This is a genomic window from Micromonospora sp. 15K316 (assembly GCF_004348525.1).
Classification (GTDB): Bacteria; Actinomycetota; Actinomycetes; order Mycobacteriales; family Micromonosporaceae; genus Micromonospora.
Map to the genome: position 1 here is coordinate 1 of NZ_SMKG01000326.1, position 4923 is coordinate 4923.

At 71.8% G+C, this 4923-nt stretch carries 5 protein-coding genes and 1 pseudogene; 4 read left to right on the forward strand and 2 right to left on the reverse strand.

Features of this window, described 5'->3' with window-relative positions; all coding sequences use genetic code 11:
- Positions 1–458 (forward strand): annotated as a pseudogene (locus E1211_RS30700) (cellulose binding domain-containing protein); the annotation flags it as partial.
- Positions 459–504: 46 nt separating this feature from the next.
- Here E1211_RS30700 and E1211_RS30705 read toward each other — a convergent pair.
- Positions 505–885 (reverse strand): thiol-disulfide oxidoreductase DCC family protein, encoded by a 381-nt coding sequence (locus E1211_RS30705; RefSeq protein WP_132353509.1) that lies wholly within the window; start codon positions 883–885, stop codon positions 505–507.
- 102 nt (positions 886–987) lie between these two features.
- Between E1211_RS30705 and E1211_RS30710 the strand changes: the two genes are divergently transcribed.
- From E1211_RS30710 to E1211_RS30720, 3 genes are all read left to right on the forward strand, one after another.
- Positions 988–2031 carry an Rv2578c family radical SAM protein gene (locus E1211_RS30710; protein ID WP_132353511.1) on the forward strand — a complete coding sequence of 348 codons (1044 nt, stop codon included), beginning with the start codon at positions 988–990 and terminating at the stop codon, positions 2029–2031.
- 42 nt (positions 2032–2073) lie between these two features.
- Complete coding sequence (locus tag E1211_RS30715; RefSeq protein ID WP_132353513.1) at positions 2074–2481, forward strand: CoA-binding protein; 408 nt, start codon at positions 2074–2076, stop codon at positions 2479–2481.
- A 234-nt stretch (positions 2482–2715) separates the two neighbouring features.
- Positions 2716–3363 carry a hypothetical protein gene (locus E1211_RS30720; RefSeq protein ID WP_243709782.1) on the forward strand — a complete coding sequence of 216 codons (648 nt, stop codon included), beginning with the start codon at positions 2716–2718 and terminating at the stop codon, positions 3361–3363.
- A 16-nt stretch (positions 3364–3379) separates the two neighbouring features.
- On the opposite strand, the gene E1211_RS30725 is transcribed toward E1211_RS30720, so the two are convergent.
- Entirely contained in the window at positions 3380–4576 is a 1197-nt protein-coding gene (locus E1211_RS30725) for an acyl-CoA dehydrogenase family protein (RefSeq protein WP_132353517.1), read from the reverse strand.
- Positions 4577–4923 lie beyond the last annotated feature (347 nt).

Here is a 4923-nt window from a genome sequence, read left to right on the forward strand (position 1 = left end):
CCCCCGGCGCGGAGGCGCGCCCCGCCGCGTCCTCGCACCCGACCCTCAGCCACCCGGCCGGGGCGGCGAGCCCGACCAGTGCGCCACCACCGCCGTCCCGTGCCACCGCGAGCACCTCCGCCCCGGCGCCCACACCGTTGCGGGCCGAGTTCTCGATCGACGAGAGCGCCCTGCTGAGCTACCGCGCGGCGGTGACCATCAGCAATCCCGGGGCGGCCCCCGCGCCGGACTGGACCCTGGTGGTCAGGCTGCCCCGGGAGTCTCTCAAGGTCACTGCGGTGACCGGGGCCCGCGCCACCCGTGACGGCGCCACCTGGACCTTCGTGCCGGACGGCGGCGGGCAGGTGCCGGGACGGGGCTCGGTGCAGGTGACCTTCCGGGTGGCCGGCGCGCTCGTCAGCGCCGCCCCGACGGCCTGCACCATCGACGACGTGGCCTGCACCGGCCTCCCCGACTGAGCGCGGCCGCCGGGGGGCGGCGAGGGGCCGGCGCCCGGCGGGGCGGTCAGTTCCGTTGCGCGCCCGGCACCGCGCACGCGGCGGTGCCGCCGGGCATGCGGTGGCGGTTTCGCGCCACCCACCGGTACGCGGGCCACGCGGCGGCGCGCACCGGCGGGAGGCGCAGGAGCGCGCCCGCGAACCGCCAGAGTGGACCGCTCGCGCCGAGCAGCCGGGCGATGGCGTCCGGCCCGGCGGCGCGTACGCCGTCGACCCCGACCCACTGCACGGCCTGCTCGCATTCCGCCTCGGTCAGCCCGAGCGGGGCCAGGTCGGCGAACTGCCACGGCAGCACCCGGGCCGAGGTGGGGATGTGCCGCTCGATGAACTCGGCGCAGCGGGTGCAGAACGCACAATCGCCGTCGTAGACGAACGTCGACCTCTCCATGCCTCCATCCTCCACCCGAAGACGGTGGCGGGGCCGACGAGGTGGCCGCCGACACGACGCATGAGCTTGCGCCGCGCTCGTACGTGTGTTCGAATAGTGGCCATGCGCTGGGCCAACCTCGCCGCTCCCCCGGCCGAGGGGGCTTCTGAACGGGCAGCGCCAGCGACGCCACCCCTGCCGCTGGCGCTGCCCGGCGCAACCGTCCGCACCTTCGACACCCCCGGCTTCGCCGGCATGACGTTCTACGAGGTGCAGGCCAAGTCGATCATCAATCGAGTGCCGGGCGCCTCCCGCGTCCCGTTCGAGTGGACGATCAACCCCTATCGCGGATGCAGTCATGCGTGCGTTTACTGCTTCGCGAGAAATACCCACACCTACCTCGACCTGGATGCCGGAGCGGACTTCGACCAGAAGGTGATCGTCAAGGTCAACGCCGGTGAGCTGGTCCGGCGGGAGCTGGCGGCGCCGCGCTGGCGGGGCGCGCACGTCGCGATGGGCACGAACGTCGACTGCTACCAGCGCGCCGAGGGGCGCTACCAGCTGATGCCGCAGATCATCGCGGCACTGCGCGACTTCGCCAACCCGTTCTCGATCCTCACCAAGGGCACACTGCTCCTGCGTGACCTTCCGCTGCTCCGGCAGGCCGCCGAGGTCACCCGGGTCGGCATCTCCTACTCGGTGGGCTTCGTCGACGAGCGGCTCTGGCGGGCTGTCGAGCCGGGCACTCCCAGCCCGCGCCGCAGGCTGGACGCCGTCCGGACGCTCAGCGACGCCGGCTTCTCGGTGGGCGTGCTGATGGCGCCGATCCTGCCCGGCCTCAGCGACGACGACGAGTCGATCGACGCCACGGTGGCGGCGGTCGCGGCGGCCGGGGCGACCAGCGTCACGGCGATACCGCTGCACCTGCGCCCCGGCGCCCGCGAGTGGTACGCGCACTGGCTGGCCCGCGAGTTCCCGCACCTGGTGCCCCGCTACCGCGAGCTCTACCGCTCCGGGGCGTACGCGCCGCAGGCCTATCAGCGGGAGCTGACCGCGCGGGTGCGGATCGCCGCGCGCCGCCACGGCCTGCACCGGGGCGAACGGGGCGAGAACCGCGACCTTCCGGAGCCGCCGCCGCCCGCCGCCGAGCAGCTCACTCTGCTCTGACCGCCCGCGACGCGGGCGAGGTTCCGGAGCTACAGTCGCCGGGTGCGTACCGCTCAACAGATCCTCGCCGAATCCGCCGTGATCGCCGTGGTGGGTGCTTCCCGTGACCCGCTGAAGGCGGCACACAGTGTGCCGTTGCAGATCCAGCGGCACGGCTGGCGGATCATCCCGGTCAATCCGACGGCCGACGAGCTCTTCGGGGAGAAGGTGTACCGGACGCTCGCCGACATCCCGCACCCGGTGGACCTGGTGAACGTGTTCCGGCCCGCCGAGGACGCGGTCGAGGTGGTCCGGCAGGCGGTGGCGATCGGCGCGCCGGCGGTGTGGTTGCAGCTCGGCATCGTGTCGCCGGAGGCGCGGCGGATCGCCGAGGAGGCGGGCATCGAGTACGTCGAGGACCGCTGCTTGGCGGTGGAGCGCGCAGTAGGCGCCCTCACCCGCCTCACCTAACCCCTGGCCGCTACTGCCGGCGGCGAGCGGCCGGATCGGAGACGACTCGGGCGCCCGGCGCACTCAGTCGGCGTGCTTCCAAAGATCTTGGAACGGTGGTGCCCCTGAAGGGCCGCGAAGTTTCAAGATCGCCCATCACCCCCCTCCGCTCTTTGCGATGCGGGTGCATTGCAAACCGACGGCCCCGCCGGTTACATTGCAAGTGCAATGGAACGTCTCGGGGCGGAGAGAGCCGTGCGGGAGCGGAATCCGATCGCGTTGCTGCGGAACGCGGTCGTCTACGAGATCGGCATGTGGCGCAGCCTCTACCGCTGGCTCCTGCGCCGGCCGCCGACGCGGGAGCCCGGGGCGGAGGTCTTCGGCTACGTCGGCGTGGTGAAGCCGATCCTGATCGCCTTCATCGTCCTCTCGGCGGTGGAGATCCCGATCTTCGACGTGATCCTCGCCCACACCCTGCCGTCGGCGCGCAAGATCGTGCTGGCGCTCGGCGTCTGGGGCCTGCTGTGGATGGTCGGGCTCTTCGCCAGCCTGCGGGTGCACCCGCATGTCGCGGAGGCGGCCGGGCTGCGCGTCCGCAACGGATTCTCGGTCGACTTCCTGGTGCCGTGGGCGGCGATCGCCTCGGCGGACGCCCGCTACCGCTCGCTGCCGTCCAGCCGAGCCGTCCAGGTCGAGCACGGTGACTCGGGCCCGATCCTGAACGTCGCCGCCGCCAAGCAGACAAGCGTCGACCTGGTGCTGCGCGAGCCGCTCTCGGTACGGCTGCCGAAGGGGCCGAGCGAACCGGTGCGGGAGATCCGCCTCTACGCCGACGACCCCGCCGCCCTGGTCGATCACGCCCGCCGGCAGCTCGCCGCGCACGCGGCCGGCGCGGGCACCTGACCCGGGGCCGGGCGGCTCAGAGCTTGTACTCCCTGAGCAGGCCCCGGGAGATGATGGTCTTCTGGATCTCCGAGGTGCCCTCGCCGATCAGCAGGAACGGCGCCTCCCGCATCAGCCGCTCGATCTCGTACTCCTTCGAGTAGCCGTAGCCGCCGTGGATGCGGAAAGCCTCCTGCACCACCTCGGCGCAGTACTCGGAGGCGAGCAGCTTGGCCATGCCGGCCTCGACGTCGTTGCGCTGACCGGCGTCCTTGAGTCGGGCCGCGTTGACCATGAGCGCGTGCGCCGCCTCGATCTTCGTACCCATCTCGGCGAGCTTGAAGGCGACGGCCTGGTGCTTGGCGAGGGGCTGGCCGAAGGTGCGGCGCTGCTGGGCGTACGCGACGGCCAGCTCGAAGGCCCGGATGGAGATGCCGCAGGCGCGGGCGGCGACGTTGACCCGCCCGACCTCGATGCCGTCCATCATCTGGTAGAAGCCGCGGCCCACCTGTTCCTCGCCGCCGAGCACCGCCGAGGCGGGCACCCGCACCCCGTCGAGCACCATCTCCGTGGTCTCGACGCCCTTGTAGCCCATCTTCTCGATCCGGCCGGGGATGGTGAGGCCGGGCGCGGTCTCGCCGAACCCGGGCTCCTTCTCCAGCAGGAAGGTGCTCATGTTGCCGTAGACCGAGTCGGCGCCGGTGTCGGTCTTGACCAGGGTGGCCACCACCGAGGAGTACGCGCCGTTGGTGAGCCACATCTTCTGGCCGTCGATGACGAACCGGTCGCCGTCGCGGACCGCCCTGGACTTGATCGCGGCGACGTCGGAGCCGCACTCCGGTTCCGACATGGAGAACGCGCCGCGCACCTCGCCGGTGGCCATCCGGGGCAGCAGGCGACTCTTCTGCTCCGCGGAGCCGTGCTGGGAGATCAGGTAAGCCACGATGAAGTGGGTGTTGACGATGCCGGAGATCGACATCCAGCCCCGGGACAGCTCCTCGACGACAAGGGCGTAGGTGAGCAGCGACTCGCCGAGCCCGCCGTGCTCCTCGGCGATGGTGAGGCCGAACAGACCCATCTCCCGCATCCCGTCGAGGATGTCGGCCGGGTACTCGTCGGCGTGCTCCAGCCGCTGAGCGTGCGGGATGATCTCCTTGTCGGCGAACTCGCGAACGGTCTCCAGGATCGATCGCTGCACATCGGTCAGGCCGGGCGTCTGGGCGAGTCGAGCCATCTCAGCCTCCGGGGGATCATCGCATTACTCGTAAGTAACCGAACGCTCGGTCAGTATCGGCCGCCCCTCCCCGCCAGGCCAAGGTGACCAGTCCACCCAACCGCTGTGAAAAGGTTCACCGCTCGGGTAGCGTCCGGCAAGAGGGCCACGACCTGCCGGCACGGAGGAGGAGACCGTGACGAACCCGCCACCGTCCGACCCGCCCGGTGGCGAGCAGCCGCCCTCCCCGTACGAGCCGCCACGGGACCAGCCCGGCGCCACGCAGCCGCCGGAGCGCTCGCCCTACGCGCCCCCCTCCGACGAGACCTCGCCGTTCGGCCCGCCGCCCGAGCGACCGCCGTACCTAC